This window comes from Actinomyces glycerinitolerans (assembly GCF_900098745.1).
GTDB classification, from domain to species: domain Bacteria; phylum Actinomycetota; class Actinomycetes; order Actinomycetales; family Actinomycetaceae; genus Actinomyces; species Actinomyces glycerinitolerans.
In genome coordinates this window covers 218477-239347 of record NZ_FQTT01000009.1, presented here as the reverse complement: position 1 = coordinate 239347, position 20871 = coordinate 218477, and the positions used below count along the sequence as shown (strand labels likewise).

Annotated in this window: 16 protein-coding genes; 11 read left to right on the top strand and 5 right to left on the bottom strand. The window is 69.3% G+C overall.

Annotation, left to right across the window (positions count from 1 at the left end; translation table 11 throughout):
• The first annotated feature begins 306 nt into the window (after positions 1-306).
• Positions 307-1632 (top strand): Ig-like domain-containing protein, encoded by a 1326-nt coding sequence (locus ACGLYG10_RS05185; RefSeq protein WP_073328632.1) that lies wholly within the window; start codon positions 307-309, stop codon positions 1630-1632.
• Between the two features lie 421 nt (positions 1633-2053).
• Here ACGLYG10_RS05185 and ettA read toward each other — a convergent pair whose 3' ends face one another.
• Both ettA and ACGLYG10_RS05175 read right to left on the bottom strand, forming a co-directional pair.
• Complete coding sequence (gene ettA, locus ACGLYG10_RS05180) at positions 2054-3736, bottom strand: energy-dependent translational throttle protein EttA (protein WP_073328629.1); 1683 nt, start codon at positions 3734-3736, stop codon at positions 2054-2056.
• Positions 3737-4570: 834 nt separating this feature from the next.
• Positions 4571-5512 (bottom strand): CPBP family intramembrane glutamic endopeptidase, encoded by a 942-nt coding sequence (locus ACGLYG10_RS05175; RefSeq protein WP_083565551.1) that lies wholly within the window; start codon positions 5510-5512, stop codon positions 4571-4573.
• Between the two features lie 372 nt (positions 5513-5884).
• Here ACGLYG10_RS05175 and ACGLYG10_RS05170 point away from each other — a divergent pair, with 372 nt between their 5' ends.
• Positions 5885-6124: a type II toxin-antitoxin system RelE/ParE family toxin gene (locus ACGLYG10_RS05170; protein ID WP_073328627.1), complete on the top strand. Its 240-nt coding sequence runs from the start codon at positions 5885-5887 to the stop codon at positions 6122-6124.
• A 110-nt stretch (positions 6125-6234) separates the two neighbouring features.
• Positions 6235-7539, top strand: coding sequence for an ATP-grasp domain-containing protein (locus ACGLYG10_RS05165; RefSeq protein ID WP_073328624.1), 1305 nt, complete (start codon positions 6235-6237; stop codon positions 7537-7539).
• Between the two features lie 139 nt (positions 7540-7678).
• Here the strand turns inward: ACGLYG10_RS05165 and prfB are convergent, their stop codons facing one another.
• Positions 7679-8800 carry a peptide chain release factor 2 gene (gene prfB, locus ACGLYG10_RS05160; RefSeq protein WP_073328622.1) on the bottom strand — a complete coding sequence of 374 codons (1122 nt, stop codon included), beginning with the start codon at positions 8798-8800 and terminating at the stop codon, positions 7679-7681.
• Between the two features lie 265 nt (positions 8801-9065).
• Here prfB and ACGLYG10_RS05155 point away from each other — a divergent pair, with 265 nt between their 5' ends.
• From ACGLYG10_RS05155 to ACGLYG10_RS05140, 4 genes are all read left to right on the top strand, one after another.
• Positions 9066-10439, top strand: coding sequence for a sensor histidine kinase (locus tag ACGLYG10_RS05155; RefSeq protein WP_139240846.1), 1374 nt, complete (start codon positions 9066-9068; stop codon positions 10437-10439).
• Positions 10436-11233: a response regulator transcription factor gene (locus ACGLYG10_RS05150; protein WP_073328617.1), complete on the top strand. Its 798-nt coding sequence runs from the start codon at positions 10436-10438 to the stop codon at positions 11231-11233. Before ACGLYG10_RS05155 ends, ACGLYG10_RS05150 begins: the two co-directional genes overlap by 4 nt.
• Before the next feature lie 107 nt (positions 11234-11340).
• Positions 11341-12153, top strand: coding sequence for an ABC transporter ATP-binding protein (locus ACGLYG10_RS05145; RefSeq protein WP_073328613.1), 813 nt, complete (start codon positions 11341-11343; stop codon positions 12151-12153).
• A complete protein-coding gene (locus tag ACGLYG10_RS05140) occupies positions 12150-13958 on the top strand; it encodes an ABC-2 family transporter permease (RefSeq protein WP_083565549.1) in 1809 nt (602 codons plus the stop codon). The genes ACGLYG10_RS05145 and ACGLYG10_RS05140 overlap by 4 nt, the downstream gene beginning before the upstream one ends.
• A gap of 494 nt (positions 13959-14452) precedes the next feature.
• Here the strand turns inward: ACGLYG10_RS05140 and ACGLYG10_RS05135 are convergent, their stop codons facing one another.
• On the bottom strand, positions 14453-15274 hold the full coding sequence (locus ACGLYG10_RS05135) for a hypothetical protein (RefSeq protein WP_073328611.1): 822 nt from the start codon (positions 15272-15274) through the stop codon (positions 14453-14455).
• Positions 15271-15999 carry a histidine phosphatase family protein gene (locus ACGLYG10_RS05130; RefSeq protein ID WP_073328608.1) on the bottom strand — a complete coding sequence of 243 codons (729 nt, stop codon included), beginning with the start codon at positions 15997-15999 and terminating at the stop codon, positions 15271-15273. Before ACGLYG10_RS05130 ends, ACGLYG10_RS05135 begins: the two co-directional genes overlap by 4 nt.
• A gap of 150 nt (positions 16000-16149) precedes the next feature.
• Between ACGLYG10_RS05130 and dapD the strand changes: the two genes are divergently transcribed.
• From dapD to ACGLYG10_RS05110, 4 genes are all read left to right on the top strand, one after another.
• A complete protein-coding gene (gene dapD / locus ACGLYG10_RS05125) occupies positions 16150-17130 on the top strand; it encodes a 2,3,4,5-tetrahydropyridine-2,6-dicarboxylate N-succinyltransferase (RefSeq protein WP_073328605.1) in 981 nt (326 codons plus the stop codon).
• Positions 17131-17339: 209 nt separating this feature from the next.
• Positions 17340-18140, top strand: a complete 801-nt coding sequence (locus ACGLYG10_RS05120) for a succinate dehydrogenase cytochrome b subunit (protein ID WP_211482980.1) — start codon at positions 17340-17342, stop codon at positions 18138-18140.
• A complete protein-coding gene (locus ACGLYG10_RS05115) occupies positions 18137-20095 on the top strand; it encodes a fumarate reductase/succinate dehydrogenase flavoprotein subunit (protein WP_073328603.1) in 1959 nt (652 codons plus the stop codon). Before ACGLYG10_RS05120 ends, ACGLYG10_RS05115 begins: the two co-directional genes overlap by 4 nt.
• A complete protein-coding gene (locus tag ACGLYG10_RS05110) occupies positions 20092-20847 on the top strand; it encodes a succinate dehydrogenase/fumarate reductase iron-sulfur subunit (RefSeq protein ID WP_073328600.1) in 756 nt (251 codons plus the stop codon). Before ACGLYG10_RS05115 ends, ACGLYG10_RS05110 begins: the two co-directional genes overlap by 4 nt.
• Positions 20848-20871 lie beyond the last annotated feature (24 nt).

The following is a 20871-nucleotide window of genomic DNA, read 5'->3' as shown; positions in this document are numbered from 1 at the left end:
GTCTCGGACCGCCGGCCGACGTCGCAGCAAGGGGCGTGCGCACGAACGACATCACACGAGATTGCTCGCAACATCGTTGCTAGCGACTTGGTGATAAACGCAACAGCTTATTACATGCGATGCCGCACAAACGCGCTTAGAGACGCACAGTTAAGGGTATGCTGCCGAATTGAGACCTAGCGCCGCGAACCTACGCGCTCCTGCCTGACACGTCGGTTGTCACCACGAGAAGGCGGGAGCGCGCAGTCGTCGCGACGGTCCTGGATACAAAACACTCTCCCGATAACGGCATGAGAAAGGAGTCCCATGCGCTCCCGCACCGCCTCTCACCTTCTGGCGGTACTTGCTCTCGGGGCATTGGCCCTGGTGATGATCGTCCCCGCTACTTTCATCAGCTCGGCAAGCGCCGCCGAAGACACGTGCACCACCACCACCGAGACCCCCGACGTCTCGCTTCTCAAAAACGATCAACCGGTGTCCGCCGAAAACACGGCGGTCGCCTGGGAAATGCTGAAGCTACAGTTCGACCTCACGCTCAATAACGGCCACTGCGCCGGTCAGACCTATGAGATCGGTACTCCCGCCGAGCTGCGGTTCGATTCCGGAACCACCTGGAACCTCAACACCGAGAGCGGCGAAACCGCCGCCACCATGACCTACCGGGCCGATGAGGACGGCACGAATGGCCGCCTGGTCATCACACTGACCGACTACGTCGAGTCTCACCAGGACGTGTCCCTGTCCGGCTGGGTCGACACCCGGCTGACCAGCGCGATCACTCCTTCCAGCACCGAGACCCTCACGTTCAACATCAATGGCGAGGTCACCACCGTCGAGGTGCCCGTCGGCGTGTGCGAGGGCAACTGCACCGAGATGCCCAGTTATCTCGCCAAGTTCGGCTCCGCCCCTGCACCTGACGCTGATGGCGTCAGTGCGGGCAGCGTGACCATCCAGACACCCACTGTCACCCCGGAGATGGCCGCCGGAGCCGACTCGGTGACGCTGAATTGGAGTGATGAGCTCACCTCACCCGACCAGACCTTCACCTGCAGCGCCACCGCCCACTCGTACACGGGACGCAACGAGTGGGGGGACCCCACCGGCGGCACCGCCGCGCAGGTGAACGTCACCAGCTGCACCGACAAGACCATCAGTGGAACGGTCGTAATTCCCGCGGGACAGTTCGCCCGAATCACCCTGCCCATGAACTTCCGCGGCGCCGGCCCGTGGACGGACACCGCCTCGCTGGTCTTCGGCAGCAACACCTTGGAGCGTGAGACCGAAGTGATCCTCCGCAACGGCGGCGGCTCCGCCAGCGGCAACGTGCCGGTCGTCCCGACTCCGAGCGAGTCTCCTGCTCCCTCCACGACCCCGAGCGAGTCGCCCACGCCGACCGAGTCCGCCACTCCTTCCGAGTCGCCCTCCGCGACCCCGAGCGAGTCGGAGAGCCCGGCTGCAACCGCCTCGGCGACCCCCAGCACAAGCCGCGTGGTCGTCACCACCTCCTCTACGCCGTCGCCGCACCGCTCACTGGCCCGCACCGGCGCCAACAGCCTGGTGCTCGTACTCGGCGCAGGCTCACTGCTGATCGCCGGCGCGGTCGCACTCCAGCGCGCCCGGGCTCGCGAGTGACGCCGATCGTCCGCCTGCCCAGCTGAGCTTCGGCCCGGCAGCGAAACGGGTGGGGCCCCGGATCTCAACGATCCGGGGCCCCACCCGTTTTATCGGGTTGTCGACGCCAACGCGTGCGGGGAGACGGAGACGGGCTCAGGCCGCCTTCCCCTTCCCGCGTTATTCCCTCGCGAGCGTCTACTACGAGCTTTTGCACCCTGGTGTGCAGCAAAACGCCGCACACCAGGGTGCAAAACGTCGTAACAGGGCACAAAGTGTCGCATCGGCTCAGTCGCGCGTGTTCGCCCCGCAACCAACGCGACTCCATCGCCTCGCAAGCTCGAGCAAGCTCGGCTTGACTCGGCTCAGTCGCGCGTGTTCGCCCCGCAACCAACGCGACTCCATCGCCTCGCAAGCTCGAGCAAGCTCGGCTTGACTCGGCTCAGTCGCGCGTGAGCTTCCTGTAGGTGACGCGGTGGGGGCGGGCGGCCTCGGCGCCCAGGCGCTGGACCTTGTTCTCCTCATAGGAGGCGAAGTTCCCCTCGAACCAGTACCAGGAGGCCGGGTTCTCCTCGGTGCCCTCCCAGGCCAGGATATGGGTGGCCACGCGGTCCAGGAACCAGCGGTCGTGGGTGATGACCACCGAGCAGCCCGCGAAGTTCAGCAACGCGTTCTCCAGCGAGGACAGCGTCTCGACGTCGAGGTCGTTGGTGGGCTCGTCCAGCAGGATCAGATTGCCGGCCTGCTTCAGCGTGAGCGCCAGGTTCAGACGGTTGCGCTCACCACCGGACAGCACCCCGGCCGGCTTCTGCTGGTCGGCGCCCTTGAAGCCGAAGGAGGCCACGTAGGCGCGCGAGGGCATCTCCACCTGGCCGACCTGGATGTAATCCAGCCCGTCGGAGACGACCTCCCACAGGGTCTTCTTCGGGTCGATTCCGGCGCGGTTCTGGTCCACGTAGGACAGCTTGACCGTCTTGCCGATCTTGAGCTCCCCGCCGTCGAGCGGCTCCAGGCCCACAATCGTCTTGAACAGGGTGGTCTTGCCGACCCCGTTCGGGCCCACGATGCCGACGATGCCGTTGCGCGGCAGCGTGAAGGACAGGTTGTCGATCAGCGTACGACCATCGAAACCCTTCTTGAGGTTGGTGGCCTCCAGAACCTGGTTACCCAGGCGCGGGCCCGGCGGAATCTGAATCTCCTCGAAGTCGAGCTTGCGGGTGCGCTCGGCCTCCGCGGCCATCTCCTCATAGCGGGCCAGACGCGCCTTGGACTTGGCCTGGCGACCGCGCGCGGAGGAGCGCACCCACTCCAGCTCGTCCTTCAGACGCTTGGCGAGCTTGGCGTCCTTCTTGCCCTGGATTTCCAGGCGCTTCTCCTTGGTCTCCAGGTAGGTGGAGTAGTTGCCCTCGTAGGGGTAGAGGTGCCCGCGGTCGACCTCGGCGATCCACTCGGCCACGTGGTCCAGGAAGTACCGGTCGTGGGTGACGGCGATGACGGCGCCCTTGTAGGTCTTCAGGTGCTGCTCGAGCCAGAGCACGGACTCGGCGTCGAGGTGGTTCGTGGGCTCGTCCAGCAGCAGCAGGTCGGGCGCCTCCAGCAGCAGCTTGCACAGGGCGACGCGGCGGCGCTCACCACCGGACAGGTTCTTCACCTCGGCGTCCGGCGGCGGGCAGCGCAGGGCGTCCATCGCCTGCTCCAGCTGCGAGTCGAGGTCCCAGGCATTGGCGGCGTCGAGCTCGTCCTGCAGGGTCCCCATCTCGGCCATGAGCGCGTCGAAGTCGGCGTCGGGGTCGGCCATGGCGGCGGAGATCTCGTTGAACCGGTCGAGCTTGCCCTTGAGCTCGGCCACGCCCTCCTCCACGTTGCCGAGCACGGTCTTGTCCTCGTTCAGCGGCGGCTCCTGCAGCAGGATGCCGACGCTGTAGCCCGGCGACAACCGGGCCTCGCCGTTGGAGGGCTGGTCGATGCCGGCCATGATCTTCAGGATCGAGGACTTGCCGGCACCGTTGGGGCCAACCATGCCGATCTTGGCTCCCGGGAGGAAAGCCATGGTGACATCATCCAGGATGACCTTGTCACCGTGCGCCTTGCGCGCCTTGATCATCTGGTAGATGAATTCAGCCACAGGTCTGATACGCCTTTCAAAAGGGGTTTCTCGGATTCGCTCGTGCCCCGACGACGACGCTCCCCGGCCGCGCCGGGGTGCGGATCGCGTCGTCGGCGCACACCATCACCCAGCCTACGGGAGCCGCGGGCCGACGACGACGGCGCGGGCCAGTGACGCCGTACACTCACCTCCGCCACGCCCACGACTGTCGGTAAGGAACCCGCGTGGGTGCCGACATACCGGGCGAACCGCCAATGAGCCGACCGCCCCGCAAGGAACCCGTGTGCGCACCGGACTTACGGGCTCTTCGCGTTTAAGGGTGTAGAGACGGGGGTTGGGGTGGTGTCTCGGGTGTGTGGCTGTTTGCGGTTCGACCGGCTAACCCGCGCCTGCTTGGACCGTCCGGCTGTACTCGGACTGTCTGGCTGCGCTTGGACGGCCCCAGACGCGCTCTCAGGCGGTCCAACCGCAGATTCGCGGTCCAACTGGAGGGACTCGGTCCAAGTAGGGGGCCGAGACAGGCGCGGCCGCCGGGACCGCCCGGCCTCACCGCGGCCTGTCCGCCCACGGCCCGCCGTCGGCGCTCGTTCCCGCGCGTGGCTGCCCAAAGTGTCCAGGATCGGCATAAACGACTCCGACGCTGCCGACGGCCGTGGGCAGAACGTTGGAATCATGCGGTTTCAGAAACGGCCCCAGCGGTCGTCGACGGCCTTAGTGCCGAATCTGGACATTCCGCCCCACGGCGCGGCACCCGGGCACACCCCACCCCCGCCAGCACCCAACCCAACCAAGCCCACAACACCCCACCCCCACTCCAACAAACCAAACAAGCCCGTTGACAGCGCTCCCGGCTCAGAGATTCTGTGGTTGATTGACGTCGTAGGTGTTCCGGGCATACGCGCGGGGCCGACCGGCGCGAGCCTTGTGAAGTAGCAGCACGATCACCCCTGCGACCAACCACAGACAGCCGACGACAATCCAGGTGACTGGCTCGTCAACGGGAACGCCGGTACTCACCGCCAAAAGATTCGACAGGTGAAATCCGCCGTGCGCGCCTACGGCCGCCCAGGTCGAGCCCGAGACCCAGCGTGCCGCCATCGCTGCCGCTCCAAAGCCGAAGGGCATGGCCAGGTAAATGACGCGCTCGCCCCACCCCTCCTGACCGCCCTGAGAGATCAAGTGCATGACGGTGAAGGCGAGTAGCGATACGGCCGCCGCCGTCCGGGTGGAGCCGAGTGAGCGGAACAACCAACCACGCCACACCAGTTCCTCAGGGATCCCCTGCAGGAAGAACCCCAGAGCGATCTGGATCAGGATCGCGGACCACCACGTGTCGCCCGGCATGGCGGGCTCCACTCGGGGGATGCCGAGCGCTTCGCCTACGGCTCCGGCCATCGGCATGATCGCGAAGGCGACGGCGATCATGCCCAGGCACCAGGCCAGTGCACGCGGACTCGGGCGCATTGCCAGATCTGAGAGACGCGCGTGGTCCAGGCGAGTGATCAGCAGCCTAGTGCACTGGTAGGCGCACGCCGTCGCCAAGGACATGATCACGAGCACCGCCAGACAAACCACCAGCAACCCTGCGCTGCTCCGGCCGAAGACTTTTCCGTCCAGCAGTGCCTGCACTCCCGGTATGGCCATGATTAGCGTTGGTACCGTGGCACTCAGCACCATGACCACGATGGCGATCGCCACCCGTGCCGCGGCGCCGCCCGGGCCCGGTCGGCTCGTTCGCGCCTCCAACTTCGGTTCCGTATTGGCTTCCGTCCCGGTGATCTCGCGTAGGCTCATATAGGTCACGCTAAGTGGCGCAAGTCACCGACTCCAGGGGCTGCGACGATAACCAGGGACGACACGCCGCGGATTCAGGGACCCGTCAGGGACCTCCCCGAGAGCCCCTATCCATTCCGGATCCGCGCGGGGCTCCGGCTATGGTTCAAGGACATGAGCCGAATGGTCAGGCCAAGTATGGCCAAGGCGGGCGACAAGATCGCGGCACTGTCGCCGTCGCCGGCGGTGCCCGTCCGGCCGCCGCCGCAAGTGCCGCCGGCGTATGTGCCGCCGCCTTCCAAGTCTCCGATGACGGTTGACGGTTTACGACCTTGGGGTGCGTTTCGCGACCTCCCCGGGGTCGTGAAACGCACCCCAAGGTCGTGATTCGACATCAGACCGCTCAAAGCCCTACGACGCATCGACAAGCGGGATCAGCGCCGACTCCAGGGGGCGATCGCTCTGCTTGCCACCAACCCGTGCCGTCCCGGATGCCGTCCTCTCAAAGGCCGCCCCGCCTGGCGCGTACGCGTGGGCGATTTGGGCAGATACAGCATCATCTACACGATCGACGACGGCCGACTCGTCGTCGTTGTGGTCACGCTCGGACACCGCCGCGACGTTTACCGCTGACCGGGCTGAAGACGCCCGCAGGCGCCATGCCACCGGCACAACCTATAAGCTCATTGAGGCGACCGGTGTCCACTACGCGCACGCCGGTTTTGGAAGAGAGGGATGGTTAAGTGTCCTTGCCTGACGACACATCCGCCTGGGCGGTGCTTGTCGGCGTCACCACCTCCGGGTCGCACGCGTCGGCGCACTGGTTTCAAGGCTTTCTGAAGTCCTGCCGGGAGCGGAAGCTGCGCATCTGCGGCGTGGATTTCCATGAGCCCCTACAACACCAGAACCCACCCATCCCGATCGACTGCCTGGTCACGGTGCCCGGCCCCTACGCGAGCGGACTCGACGCGGAGCAGACCACTGCGGCGGTGCAGGATATTCGAGCGCGCTGCCCGGGCGAAGTGGTGCTGTCCGCCGCGCTCCGAGAGAACTATCAGCTGCAAAACAGTCAGCTTGCCCGCGCGCTGGGGACCATGGCCAACGACGAGGCCTGCATCAGGCTGATCCAGGACAAGCCTGCCTGCCGCGAGGCTCTGCGTCAGGCCGGTGTGCGTCAGCCGCAGAGTCTGCGGATCATAGGGGCCGCGGCGGACGGAACACCGCTGTTCGGCAATGCGGCCGGAGAGGGAGTGAAGACACCGCCTCCAGCCCCCGGCGGCTGGATCGTCAAGCCGGCTACCGGGATGGGCAGCGTAGGGGTCCACCACATCGCTTCGCTGGACGAGTTGCCCGATCTTGGTCCCGATGTCGTCGCAGGAGGTTACTGTCTGGAGGAGTTCGTGACAGGTACGGAGTTCTCTGTCGAGGGCCTCACCGTTGACGGGCAGGTCCGCGTCTACACGACGACCGCCAAGACGACCAACGAGAGCTTTGTCGAGACTGGCCATCTTCAGCCGGCCGGGCCCGACAGGATCCCGCCGTCATGTCACCTGCGGGAGCAGCTCCAGACGTGCATCGATGCGCTGGGGATTCGGTGCGGGCACCTGCACGTCGAGTTCTGGGTGACACCTGAGAATGAAATCGTATGGGGTGAGTTCCACGTCCGGCAGGGCGGAGACTTCATCGCCCCCGACCTGGTGTCTGCGGTGTGCCCGGGATTGGACTTTTACGGCGAGTTGGTCGACTCCCTGCGCGGAGAGCCGCTGCCGCCGACCCCGGAGATCAGTCGCCACGCAGGCGTGCGCTTCGTCGAGACCGCCGCCGGAACCGTCGTCGGCACCAGCCTCAGTAGAGAACTCCCGGCCGGGACCGACGTCTTTTGGGAATGCCGCCCCGGAGACACGGTCCACGCCGTCAATGAGTTTCGCGCGCGTCCCGCCGCAGTCTTGGCGTGCGCCGATGACGAGCCTGCGGTCGAGGCCAGGCTGGCCGACGCGATTGACGCCTGCGATATCCGGGTCGCCTCATCCAAGCGAGGCGGAGCGTGACGTGCCGGGCGACAGCTGCACGGCCGGGGCATTCCCGACGCTGACGAGTTGGCGAGTGTGATACCGATCGACCGGCAGGCCGGTCTAGGCGAAGTACGGCCGGCTCACGCAGGCGATTGCGTCGCCAGCCAATTGCGGCTCAGTCGGCGGCCTGCTCCTGCTGCTTGCGCCAGCGGATGCCGGCGTCGATGAAGCCGTCGATGTCGCCGTCGAACACGGAGTCGGGGTTGCCGACCTCGTAGCCGGTGCGCAGGTCCTTGACCATCTGGTAGGGGTTGAGCACGTAGGAGCGCATCTGGTCGCCCCAGGAGGCCTTGACGTCGCCGGCAAGCTCCTTCTTCTTGGCGTCCTCCTCCTGCTGCTTGAGCAGCAGCAGGCGCGACTGGAGCACGCGCATGGCGGCGGCGCGGTTCTGGATTTGGGACTTCTCATCCTGCATGGACACCACCAGCCCGGTGGGCAGGTGCGTGATGCGCACGGCCGAGTCGGTGGTGTTCACGGACTGGCCGCCGGGCCCGGAGGAGCGGAACACGTCGATGCGGATATCCGTCTCGGGGATGTCGATGTGGTCGGTGGACTCGATCAGTGGGATGACTTCGACGGCGGCGAAGGAGGTCTGACGGCGCCCCTGGTTGTCGAAGGGGCTGATGCGCACCAGGCGGTGGGTGCCGCCCTCCACGCTGAGCGTGCCGTAGGCGTAGGGGGCGTGCACCTCGAAGGTGACGGACTTCAGCCCCGCCTCCTCGGCGTAGGAGGTGTTGAGGATCTTGATCGGGTATTCGTGACGCTCCGCCCAGCGGGTGTACATGCGCAGCAGCATTTCCGCGAAGTCGGCGGCGTCAACGCCGCCCGCCCCGGAGCGGATGGTTACCACGGCGTCGCGCTGGTCGTACTCGCCGGACAGCAGGGTGCGGATCTCCAGGTCGGACAGGTCCTTGCGCACGCCGACCAGGTCGCGCTCGGCCTCGGCGAGCAGCTCCGCCGCATCATCGCCGGACTCCTCCCCCGCCATCTCGACCATGGTCTCCAGGTCGTCGATGCGCCCGCCCAGTGCTTCCACCCGCTTGAGGTCGGCCTGTGCGTGCGCCAGAGCGGACGTGACGGCCTGGGCGGCGTCGGCGTCGTCCCACAGGTTGGGGGCGGCGGCCTGCTCGGACAGCTCGGCGATGCGTCCGCGCAGCGCCTCCGGGTCCGTCACGGCGACGACGGAGGCGTAGGTGTGTCGGAGCTGCTCAATCTCGGCGGGAAAGTCTGTGGCCACGGGCCCGAGTCTAGAACAGACCCGGGGCCGGCCCCGACAGACGGGATAGCAACGGCGACCGCAACGCCATCCTGAGCCGCTGCCCGTCCAGCAGGACCGCCGTCACCGGCCGCCCTCCGCAACCTACCCAACGGAGCCGCACTCGCAAGACCGGTTCCGGTTAGGGTGGATACGTGCATGTCGTTCCCTACATCCTCGCGCTGACGCTTGAGGAACACGGCGGGTTGTGCGCGTCCGTCATTCCCTCCGACAACTCCCCGGCATCGTGACTCCTCTCGCCGACACCGCTCGCGGCAGCTCCTCCGACGGCGATGTCCCCGCCGCGGACGCTCCGGTCACCACCGCGACTCCTACAGGGTTCCCGGCACCGACCGCCCTGGACTGGCGTCGGCACTGCCGTCTGATCGGCCCCACCCGCTACCGGATTCCGCTCAGCGACGCGGTGCTCACGATTCTGTTGGCGGTCGTGGTGCTGGCCGACTTCACACTGGTGTACACCTGGGGCCCGCACCCGGCCTATGTGGCGAACATGCTCGTAGCCCTGACGGTGACCGCGGCTCAGCCCTTCCGCCACCGCTCCCCCACGGTTTCGGGCGTGGTCGTCTACCTGGCGATGGTGGCCTACGTGGCGCTGCTGCGCGTCACCCCGGTCAACCTCGGCCTCTCCCCGATCATCGTGGCGGTGCCGACGGCGTTGCATGCACTCACCCGCTGGGCCGCGGACCGGCGCTGGGGCGTGGCGGGGCTGCTGGCCGCACTGGTCGGGGCGGTGATCAACCCGCAGACGGTGTACGCGGTCAACCCCCATACCGCCGACATGTTCAACTATCCGCCCTTCGGGTTCGCCCTGGCCTGCGTGCTCGTAGTGACCGTCACCTACCTGTGGGCGCTCAGTCGACGTGCCGGCGCGGAGTCCATGGACCGTACCGTCGCCGCAGCATCCCGGCTGGCCGCCGCCCAAGCGGTGTCTGCGGAGCGCCTGGCCGTTGCGCGGGAGCTGCACGATCTGGTCGGCCACGGCCTGACCGTGGTCAAGGTGCAGGCGGATACCGGGCTCGCCCTGGGTACCCCCGAGGCCGCCCGCGATTCCCTTACGGCGGTGCGCGATGCCTCCGCGGCCGCGCTCGCCTCCACCCGCGAACTGGTGGCCCTGTTGCGCAGCTCAACGACTCAGGGGCCGCCGGCCCCGGTGGCGGACCTGACCGCGCTGCCGGAACTGGTGGCACAGGCGCGCGCCACCGGCGTGGAGGTCGAAGCCGCGCTGCCCACTGCGGCCGAACTCGCCGCCTGGAACGACTCCTGGACGGCGTTGCAGCGGCTGACATTGATTCGGGTGGTCACCGAGGGCCTGACCAATGCGGCCAGGCACGGCGACGGCACCGCCCGGATCACCATTGCCCGGCACGACGACAGCTGCCGGGTGCGTATAACCAACCCGTTGCCCGGCGGCGTATCCACTTTGGCCGCGGACGGGGATAACGGCCACGAACACGGATATGGACTGACCGGTATGGCCGAGCGGCTGCGTCTGGTCGAGGGCCGGTTGGAGGCCGGCCCGAGCGACGACGCCGGGGCGTACTTCCTGCTCGACGCCGTCTTCCCGGCTGACTTCAGCCACGACCCCGAGGAGCATCGATGAACCAGGACCGGCTGCGTATCGCCGTCGTCGACGATCAGCAACTCCTGGTCGCGGCCTTCCGTTCCCTGCTGGACGCCCAGGCGGACATGACCGTAGTGGCCACCGCTCATGACGGCCGGGCGGCGCTGGAGTCGCTGCGCCGCGCCAGGGGCCGTGGCGAGCCGGCAGACGTGGTGCTGATGGACATCCGCATGCCGGGACTGGACGGCATCGCCGCCACGCGGCGGCTGCTATCCGATACCGCCCTGAGCGGCCGCGACGGCGACAGCCCCACACGGGTACTCATGCTCACCACGTTCCAGGAGGAGGAGCTGGTGCTGGGAGCGCTGCGGGCCGGGGCCGTCGGCTTCCTGCTGAAGGACTCCGGCCCGACCGACCTACTGGCGGCCGTTCACGCCGTCGCCGCCGGACAGGCCTGGCTGGACCCGGTGATCACCCCCTACGTACTGCGCGCGCTGGAGGGAGAACCCGAGCAGGCCGCAGCCGGTCCGGCTGCGGCAGCGGTCGATTCGGCTGCCACGCCCGTCTCTTCCCCGGTCGACGCGGAGCCCGCCGAACGTCCCAGGACCGAGGTCGGGCTCCTGCCCGGCGAGACGCTGACCGGCCGCGAGCGCGACGTGCTCGAGCTGGTCTGCCGGGGAATGACCAACCCGGAGATTGCCGCGCGCCTATACATCGCCGAGTCGACCGTGAAGACCCATGTCAAGGCGCTGCTCGGACACACCGGCTGCCGCAACCGGGTGGAGCTGGTGATCCACGCGCTCAGGTCCGGGATGGTCGACCCAGGCCTGTAGACGGCAACCTCTCTCCCCCTTTCGGAGGAGGCCTTTACGCGGCCGGTGGCTGTGCTCGTGTCCCTTGTGGGGATCCGCCGGCAGGCGCCCGAGCGGATTCTGGCCTCATGGCTACAGCACCATTGTCACCGCCCACGTCATCTCCCGCTTCCACCGCCGACTCGTCCCGGCCGGCCGCGGACCTCACCGCCCCGCCCGGGCTGGCACTGCGTAATGTGGAGGTGAGCTACGGCAGGCAGAAAGTACTGATGGGACTCAACCTGACCGCGCGCCCGGGGCGGGTCTACGGTTTGTTGGGGCTCAACGGCGCCGGCAAGTCCACCACCTTCAACACCGCGCTGGGGCTGTTGCGACCCGACGCCGGCTCGATCGAGGTGCTGGGCAGGCCCTTGACCCGCGAGAGTCTCAGCCACGTGGGGGCGAGCATAAACGGCCCGGCGTTCTACCCGCAGTTGTCCGCCCGCCGCAACCTGCACATCCACTGTCTGCTGACCGGCACCACCGTCGAGGTGATCGACCCGCTGCTGGAACAGGTCGGCCTGGGGCGGGCCGGTCGCAAACGGGCCGGGAGCTTCTCCACCGGCATGAAAGTGCGCCTCGCCCTGGCGATGGCGCTGCTGGGCGACCCGGAGGTGCTGGTGCTGGACGAGCCGCAGAGCGGCCTGGACCCGCAGGGCATCATCTGGCTGCGCGACCTGCTGCGTGAACTGGCCGCGGGTGGACGCACCGTCATCGTGTCCAGCCATGTGCTCGGGGAGATGGCGCGCACTTGCGACGACGTCGGGGTGCTCGCGGGTGGGCGCATGGTCTATGAGGGGCCGCTGACCGAGTTCGCGGTGGCCGGCCAGGACCTGGAGGACGTCTTCCTCGCCGCCGTCACCGGGGCCGCGGACCGCCGTGGGCAGGAGGTGCGGCGATGAGCACTGCAACCTCAGTTCCCATCACCACCCGAGCGGATTCCCTGCCGGGTGCCCGTCCGCGACGCCTGCCGGGGCTCGGAGCCGTGCTGCGCGCCGAGCTGGGGCGCAGCCGCCGCACCGCTACCTGGGGCATTCCGGTGGCGGTTGTGGTCTTCTCCCTGCATGCCCTGCTGGTGGCGCATGCCGCCCTTACCGCCGACGGCTGGAACGACGGCGTGTTGCCGTGGCTGAACCCCTACCCCGCCGCCTTCGCCCTGCCCATGGGGGCGTTGACCGGTGTCATGGCCGCCTGGCGCGAACGGCGCCACCGGGCGGGAGGGACCGCCTGGCGGGGCGTATCTCCGGCGCTTTCGGCGACGGCGAGGGTGTCCGTGCTCGCCGTCTCCGCACTGGTATCTCAGGCGCTCCTCCTGGCCCCGATCGTCATCGACGCACTCATTCGCGGCGCCGGCTGGGGGCCGTGGTCCCAGTACCTGTTGTTCGCCTTGGTGATGTGGGTATCGGTCACTGGTGCGAGCGTGTGGGGGCTGGCCCTGGGCCAGTGGCTTGGCGGCATCGCCGTCGGCCTGGCCCCGGCGCTGGCACTGGTGTGGTCGGCCGCGGGCGCGTTGCAGGCGGAGACACCGACCTGGTGGGCGCGGCCGTGGACCTGGGCGATGCGCCCGACCCTGCCGCTGTTGGAGGTGCATGCCAACGGCATCTCCCTGGAGGCGGGCTCACCGGTGTGGAACTATCCGGTGGCGCCGGGCGCGCTGGGCAGCGCCGGGTTGTGCCTGCTCGGCGTCGGCGCCGTACTACTGGGGGCTCGGCGGGCTAGTGCGCTCACGGGCGCGCGCCGGGCGGCGGGGGCTCTCGCCGTTCAGCGCCTTTTCACTCTTCGCCCACGTTTCTGGGCGCGGACACAAGCCGCCGAACCCGCCTCGACCGGTCCGCTGGACACGATGCCCACGCCGGTCTCTGCACCGGACGCCTCGATCTCTGCGCCGTCCGGGCCCGTCGGGCCGGCGCTCACCCAGGGCCATGCTGTTCCCGCCGGGAGGACGGTCGTAGCCGGCCGAATTGCGCACGCACCACAACACAGCCTGTCCCCTGCGGTTCTGGCCGGACTGACATCGCCGGGCTCGCGCAGTGCCTTCCGCGCGGTGGCCCTCGGCCTGCCCTGGCGGCTGTGGCTGATGCTGACGGCCGTGCTGCTGGGGCTCCTGGGACTGACGCAGGCGGTCTACTCCGCCGCGTACGCGCTGCCGCTGTTCACCCTGGCGGGCGCGCCGATTGCCGCCTGGGTGGCGGGGGCGACGGCGTGGCGGGCGCAGGCCGACGCCTGGCGGGGCCTGGTGCTGCGGGCCCGACCGGCTGCTCTGACGGCGTCGACGCTGACCTGGGCGATGGCGCTACTGGCCGCGGCGCTGATTCCGGCGTGGGCCATCGCCCGCCTGGGGGCGCCGCTGTTCCCTACCGACTCCGAACTGGGCGGACTGGGCGCCCCCGTGTACACGTTCATGGTGATGCCGTTCGTAGTCTTCATGCTGGCGGCGCTCGCGCATGCGGTGGCGGAGGTGGCCGGTACGGCGGTGACGGTCGGCGTGGGCGTGGGCCTGTTCCTGATGGGCCTGATCATCGACGGCAACGAGGTGCTGGTGGCGACGCCGCTTTGGCAGCTGGCGCCATGGGGCTGGATTCAGGCGGCGGGCACCTACCCGGGGCGCTGGGCCGCGATCGCGGCGGCAAGCCTGGCGATCGGCGTGGCTGCCTTCGCCGTCAGCGCCGCTCGCGGCCGCGCCGTCGCCACCCGGCAGACCGAATAGCTCGACGGCTCCCGCCGAGGCCGGCGCCGCCACGGCTTCACCCGCGCGGGCGCGTCAGCCCAGGGCACGTGGCTGGTAGCGGGGCCAGTTGGAGGTGTCCACGGTGTAGCCCTAGGCGGCGGCGTGCACAAACCGGTCTGCCGACAGGCCATAGAACCCGCATAGGCAGTACTTCTGCGATGATTGACCTGCCTCCACGGCGCGTCCCCGGAACGACTCAGCACAGCTCAGCCGGGGAGCGCACCGTAAGGAGGTGAGACTGGGCATGTCATCCAAGAAGCGGAAGCACCGCCGCAAGGCGCAGAAGCGGAAGGGGATGACGGGTGAGCAAAGGGCCCAGATTTGGCGGACCGTAGTCCAAACAACTCCGCCATTGATCTGGGCCCTGACAGCTCTTCTCAGTGTCTTAAGGCACTGAGCGACGCCCGGTTTCCCGGGGAGTCGGGCGGTTGCCGCCGCTCGGATCCCTGTCATGATCCCACACCCAGCCTGGCTCAGTCCAGGGCGCGCGGCTGGTAGCGGGGCCAGTTGGAGGTGTCCACGGTGTAGCCCCACGCGGCGGCGTGCGCGAACCAGTCGGCCGGCAGCCAGGTGCGGCCCACCAGCTGAGGGTGCCCGGGCATGTACCGGGTCGCCCACATGACCAGCACCAGCTCCGCCCACTGGCCGCGCAGCTTCCACCGCGCCGAGCCGGAGGCATTGGCCGCCGCCATCACCACCTCACCCACGCCGGTCAGCTGCACCTCCTGCACGTCGGCGAAGGCGATCGGCATGACGCCCTCACCCGTACCCAGGTAGATGCCGTGAGTGGACACCGTCAGCCGGGCGTAGGCCAGGTGCCGCCACTTCTCCACGGCGTCGGCCTCGGCGGCCCGCTTGCGCCGGGAATTCAGGTAGGCCTGCCCGCCGAAGAAGGCGGCGGTCAGCGCCAACCCCACCGGCCCGCCGGCCAGGAAGAAGCCCCGGGAGGGGTTGTAGGTAGCGTCGCCACGCCGCCACACCAGCATCTCCGCATCGCAGGTGGCCAGCATGACCTCCTCACCGGAGAAGGCGGCGCGAATGGGGTCGACCATCGGGGAGACGGGGTTGGGGCGGCGTCCCGCCCGCAGTGCGGTGAGCACGCCGGCGGTGTTCCACCACACGAAGTCCTGCCCGGTCCAGGGCCGCTGCGGGGCCGGACGTGACGGGGCGGCGGGAACGAGGTCGGCGGCCCGGGCGGGCACCAACTCGCCCGCGCCCGACCCATGGGCGGCCGCACGCGAGGAGTGATCGTCTTCGGGTCGGAACGACCCCGGTGGCATAGGGGTGCCGGTCATGCGTCCCGCGTGACGCGCTCGGCGTCGTCGGCGTTGGGCGTCTCGGCCTCGCCGGACCCGATGTTCTCGGCGGCGGCGGAGGTTCCCGGCACCATGTCCTCGGCGCGGCGCAGCAGGTCGCCGGCGGGCTCCCAGTAGGACAGCCCCACCAGGGTGCGCCCGTCGAAGGTGAGCGACGTCAGTGAGGCGAGCGCGCACTGGCGCCGCCGCGGGTCGTGGGCCAGCGGTCGCCCCTCCAGGTACAGGCGCAGCGCCCAAACGGGCAGTTGATGGGACACCAGCAGGGCCTCACGCCCCTCGACCTGCGGGATCGCCGCGCGGACGGCATCGCTCATGCGGGCCACCAGCTGCGTGTACGGCTCCCCCCAACTGGGGCGCAGCGGGTTTACGTAGTAGCGCCAGTTCTCGGGGCGCGCCAGAATCTTCCGGTCCCGGTTCACGGGCACGCCCTCGAAGTGGTTGTCGGCCTCGATCAGACGCGGGTCGCTGGTTGGGGTCAGGCCGAAGGCGGCCGCGGTGGGGGCGCCGGATTCGCGCGCCCGCTCCAGCGGGGAGGTGATCACGGCGGCGATGTCGTGACCGGAGGCGGATAGGACGTCGGCTACCTGGTCGGCCATCTGCCGGCCGAGCTCGGAGAGGTGGTATCCCGGCAGGCGCCCGTAGAGCACGCCCTCGGGGTTGTGGACCTCGCCGTGCCGCATGAGGTGAATGGTGGTACGCGCCATGTCGCGATTCTTGCACGCCCCGATCGACGCTGGCGACGTCGGCCCGGCACACTCCGCCGACGGGCCCGCCACCGCGGCCTGCGCGCCCCGACGACGCCACCACCCAGTGCGCACCGTGCACCACCGCCCGCCGTCCCGTATGGTGCATCCATGACGACTCGCAGCGCATGGGGTCTCGGCCTGGCGACCGTGACCGACGACGGCAACACCCTGGATGTCTGGTATCCGCGGCCGGTCCTGGGCGAGGCGCCCGACGACGGCGACGCCGACCTGCTGGCCACGCTCAGTTCCATGGAGCGCCGCGACCCGGCCCGCGGCGTGCACACCACGGTGGTGCGCACCTCCGCCGACCTGGACGACGCCCCGCAGACGGTGGCCGGCGCCTACCTGCGCCTGCACATGCTCTCGCACCGGCTGGTGCGCCCGAACACGATCAATCTTGACGGCCTCTTCTCCCGCCTGCCCAACGTGGTGTGGACGTCGGCCGGCCCCTGCGCGGTGGAGAACTTCGAAGCCACGCGCATCCGCCTGCAAGCCTCCCTGGGGCGGCCCGCGCAGGTGCTGTCCGTGGACAAGTTCCCACGCATGACCGACTACGTGCTGCCCTCCGGGGTACGCATCGGTGACGCCGCGAACGTGCGTCTGGGCGCCTACCTGTCCGAAGGCACCACCGTGATGCACGGCGGCTTCGTCAACTACAACGCGGGCACGCTCGGACGCTCCATGGTGGAGGGCAACGTCGCCCAGGGCGTGGTCGTCGGCGACGGCTCCGACATCGGTGGCGGCGCCTCCACCATGGGCCTGCCCTCGGGCGGGGACGGACGCCGGGTGGCGCTGGGCGAGCGCTGCCTGTTGGGCGCCAACTCGGGCCTGGGGATTCCGCTCGGCAATGACTGCGTGGTTGAAGCCGGCCTGTTCGTCACCGCGGGCACCCGCGTGTCACTGATGCCGCAGGGCGGGGTGGTGCCCGGCTCGCACGGGCTGTTCAAGGAGCCGCGCGTGGTGGCGGCCAGTGCGCTGGCGGGCGCGTCGAATGTGCTGTTCCGCCGCAACTCCCAGTCCGGGGCGGTGGAGGCTCTGTCCCGCGGCGGCAAGGGCATCGAATTCGATCCGCAGACCGCCTCCCGGTAGGGACTCGCAGGCCTCGCCGTGAACCGGGGCCGGGCACCGCGGCGTTCACGCCCGTACCCCCTAAACGACCATTCTGCGATACGTCGCCGGTCGCCATACAAGACATACGCCCACCGGCGCCCAGCATTTTGTGACACGCGTTACGATAAGCGTGTACCTGAACACCCATGGGTGACGCCCGCAGGACATCGTCGTCGAGGGGAGCTCTGATGCCCGCACAAACCCGCTCCCACACCCCGGACGCCGGCACCGCTGCACCGGCTGGCGCATCACAGGCGCCCCCGCGCGGCGATCTGCCCACACCGCGTCCGCAACACCGGCACCGCGTGTCCTACACCGCGCTGAAGACGACCATGGCGATCACCGGCACCATCATGGCGCTGTTCGTGCTCGTCCACATGATCGGCAACCTCAAGGCCTTCCAGGGCGCCGAGTCCTACAACAACTACGCCGCCTGGCTGCGGGAGATCGGCTACCCGCTCGTCCCCCACGAGGGCGTGCTGTGGATTCTGCGGCTGGTGTTGGGCACCTGCCTGATCCTGCACGTGACGGGAGGCATCACCCTTTGGTGGCGGGGCCGGAAGGCCCGCGGCTCCTTCCGCAGGCAGAACATGCGCCCGCGCACGCTCGGAGCCCGCAGCATGATCATCACCGGCGGCCTGATGCTGGTGTTTATCGCGGTGCACCTGCTCGACCTGACCATCGGCCGCCTGGTGGCCTCCGGCGGCTTCACGGCCGCCACCCACTCCGACGGGCAAATGACCGCCTATGCGTACGAGAACCTGATCGCCAGCCTGTCGCGCCCGCCCATGGCGATCTTCTACAGCCTGATCATGCTGCTCATCGGCGTGCACCTGGCGCAGGGACTGTGGTCGGTCGTCAACGATCTTGGCGGCACCGGCACCCGGCTGCGCCGCGTCTGCCTGGTAATCGCCATCGCCGTCGCCCTGGCCATCGCCATCTGCAACGGCATGCTGCCCCTGCTGGTGCTGAGCGGAGTGATCGCATGAGCCCTGTACCACCCCCGGTCGACAACCTCTACGACGTCGGCCCCGATCTGGACCCGCACCTGCCCGACTGCCCGCCCGAGCAGGCCTGGACGCGCCGGCGCGACGAGTACCGGCTGGTCAACCCCGCCAACCGACGGCGCCTGACCGTGATCGTCGTCGGCACGGGCCTGGCCGGCAGCGGGGCCGCCGCCACCCTGGGCCGCCTGGGCTACCGGGTGGAGTGCTTCAGCCTGCACGACCTGCCCCGGCGGGCCCACTCCGTGGCCGCGCAGGGCGGGATCAACGCCGCCCGCGCCCGCAAGGTCGACGGCGACTCCCTGAACCGGTTCGTGAAGGACTCCGTCAAGGGCGGCGACTACCGCGGCCGCGAGGCCGACGTGGTGCGCCTGGGGATGGAGTCGGTGCGGGTCATCGACCACATGTACGCCATCGGCGCCCCCTTCGCCCGCGAGTACGGCGGCCAGCTGGCCACCCGCTCCTTCGGCGGCGTGCAGGTGTCCCGCACCTACTACACGCGCGGGCAGACCGGCCAGCAGTTGGAGGTCGCCTGCGCCCAGGCGCTCCAGGAGCAGATCGCCGCCGGAAGCGTGCACATGCACGCCCGCACCGAGATGCTGGATCTGATCGTCGCCGACGGCCGCGCCCAGGGAATCGTCACCCGCGACCTGCTCACCGGCCAGATCCGGGCCTGGACGGCGCACGCCGTCGTGCTGGCAACCGGCGGCTACGGCTCCGTCTTCCACTACTCCACTCTGGCGATGGCCTCCAACGCCTCGGCCACCTGGCGGGCCCACCGCCGCGGCGCGGCCTTCGCCTCCGCCTGCATGGTGCAGTTCCACCCCACCGCCTTGCCGGTCAGTTCGCACTGGCAGTCCAAGACCACGCTGATGAGCGAGTCCCTGCGCAACGACGGGCGGATCTGGGTGCCCAAGCGGCCCGGGGACGACCGACCCCCGAACGACATCCCCGAGGACGAGCGCGATTACTACCTGGAGCGCAAGTATCCGGCCTTCGGCAACCTCACCCCGCGCGACGTCGCCTCCCGCAACGCCCGCGAGCAGATCGAGTCCGGGCACGGCGTCGGCCCGCTGCACAACTCCGTGTACCTGGACTTCCGCGACGCCCTACAGCGCCTGGGCAAGCCGGTGATCGCCGCCCGCTACGGCAACCTGTTCGACATGTACCTGGACGCCACCGGCGAGGACCCCTACGAGGTGCCCATGCGCATCGCCCCGGGTGCCCACTTCACCATGGGCGGCCTGTGGGTGGACTTCGACCAGATGTCCACCGTCCCGGGCCTGTTCGTGGGCGGGGAGGCGTCCAACAACTACCACGGCGCCAACCGGCTGGGCGCCAACTCCCTGCTGAGCGCCTCCGTGGACGGCTGGTTCACGCTGCCGCTGTCGGTGCCGAACTACCTGGCCGGGCTGGTGGGCACCGGCGTGCTCGCCGACGATGCCCCGGAGGTGACCGCCACCCTCGCCGACGCCCGCAGCCGGGTGGAGCGGCTGCTGGCGGTGGGCGGCACGCACCGACCCGTCTGGTTCCACCGGCGCCTGGGCGAGATCCTGTACGCCGACTGCGGCGTGAGCCGCTCGGAGGCGGGACTGCGCCACGGGCTGGAGCAGGTGCGGGCACTGCGCGAGGAGTTCTGGGCGGATGTGAAGATCGTCGGCGGCGCAGAGCGGCTCAATCAGGAGCTGGAGAAGGCGCTGCGGGTGGCCGACTTCCTGGAGCTGGCCGAGGTGATGATCCTGGACGCACTGGATCGACGCGAGTCCGCCGGGGCGCACTTCCGGGAGGAGTACGCCACCGCCGAGGGCGAGGCCAAGCGCGACGACGCCGACTGGTGCACCGTGTCCGCCTGGCTGACCGACGCCTCCGGTCGGCACACGCGCCGCAGCGAGCCGCTGACCTTCTCGCTGGTACCGATGCAGGTGAGGGATTACCGATGAGAGTGGAACTGGAGATCTGGCGGCAGGACGGGCCACGCGCCCGCGGCCGCTTCGAGTCCTACACCGTGGACGACGCCGAGCCGGAGATGAGCCTGCTCGAGCTGCTGGACCGCCTCAACGACCAGATCATTGAGGGCGGCGGCGAACCGGTCGTGTTCGAGTCCGACTGCCGCGAGGGCGTATGCGGCATGTGCGGCTTCCTCGTCAACGGCAAGCCGCACGGACCGCAGGACAACACCCCCGCCTGCCGCCAGCACCTGCGGGCCTTCCCCGGAGTGACGCGCTTCCGCCTGGAGCCCTGGCGCTCGGCGGCCTTCCCGGTCATCCGCGACCTGGTGGTGGACCGCACCGCCCTGGACGAATTGATCCGCGCCGGTGGAACGGTGGACGTGGCCGCGGGCACGGCGCCCGACGCCGACTCCGTGCCGCAGCCCTATCAGCAGGCCGAGCAGGCGCTCGACTTCGCCGCCTGCATCGGCTGTGGTGCGTGCGTGGCCGCCTGCCCCAACGGTGCGGCCATGTTGTTCGCCGGGGCGAAGCTGGCGCATCTGTCGCTGATGCCGCAAGGGCGCCACGAGCGCTCCCGGCGGGCCCGGCGCATGACGCAGGCGGTGGGCGAGCTGTTCGGCCCCTGCTCGCTGTACGGGGAGTGCGTGCCGGCCTGCCCGGCGGGCATCCCGCTGACGGCTATCGCAGCCCTGAACCGGGAGGCGCTGCGGGCCGGCCTGCGCGGGCACAGCCGCGACAACTGAGACCGCCGGGCTGACACATCCCCT